The sequence below is a fragment of the Pseudomonas agronomica genome, assembly GCF_025917275.1.
GTDB classification, from domain to species: Bacteria; Pseudomonadota; Gammaproteobacteria; order Pseudomonadales; family Pseudomonadaceae; genus Aquipseudomonas; species Aquipseudomonas agronomica.
Map to the genome: position 1 here is coordinate 1 of NZ_JAOSHO010000977.1, position 659 is coordinate 659.

Genomic DNA, 659 nt, shown 5'->3' on the forward strand with positions numbered 1-659 from the left:
GGGAGCAAGCTCCCTCGCCATGGGATGCCTGAAAGTCAGTTGGCAGGCGGGACACTGAAAAACGGCACATCCCCCAACACCGTCGCCCGATGCATGACGCGTCGGGCTGGGCGGTAGTCGTCCACGGCGAAATGCTGGGTCACGCGGTTGTCCCAGAACGCCACGTCATTGGCCTGCCAGCGCCAGCGAACGGTGAATTCCGGGCGCGTGGAGTGGGCAAACAGCAGTTTCAGGATCGCCTCGCTTTCGCTTTCCGACAGCTCGTTGATGCGAGTGGTAAAGCCTTCGTTGACGAACAGCGAGCGACGACCGCTCACCGGATGTGTACGAATCACTGGATGGGACAACGGTGGATTTTTCCGTCGTGCTTCTTCCCAGCGCGCCAAGTCCTCGGCGGAGTTGCCAAAGCGCTCCAGCGGAAACGAACGGGTGAAATCGTGGGTCGCTGTCAGTCCTTCCAGCAAACTTTTCAACGGCGCCGACAGGGCTTCGTAGGCAGCGATGCCGCTGGCCCACAACGTGTCGCCGCCAAACGCCGGCAGCAGCTTGGCGCTGAGCACGGCGCCCATGGCAGGGGTCGGCAGGAAGGTCACGTCGGTGTGCCACACGGCATTATCGCGAACGTCAGTGACGGCGGTGTCGAGCACCAGCACTTCGGG

1 protein-coding gene is annotated in these 659 nt (G+C 62.5%); it reads right to left on the bottom strand.

Going from position 1 to position 659, the window contains the following annotated elements; genetic code table 11:
• Positions 1–35: 35 nt before the first annotated feature.
• Positions 36–659: taurine dioxygenase (tauD, locus tag OC610_RS28475; RefSeq protein ID WP_264433072.1), on the bottom strand; the 624-nt coding region annotated here is incomplete at its 5' end.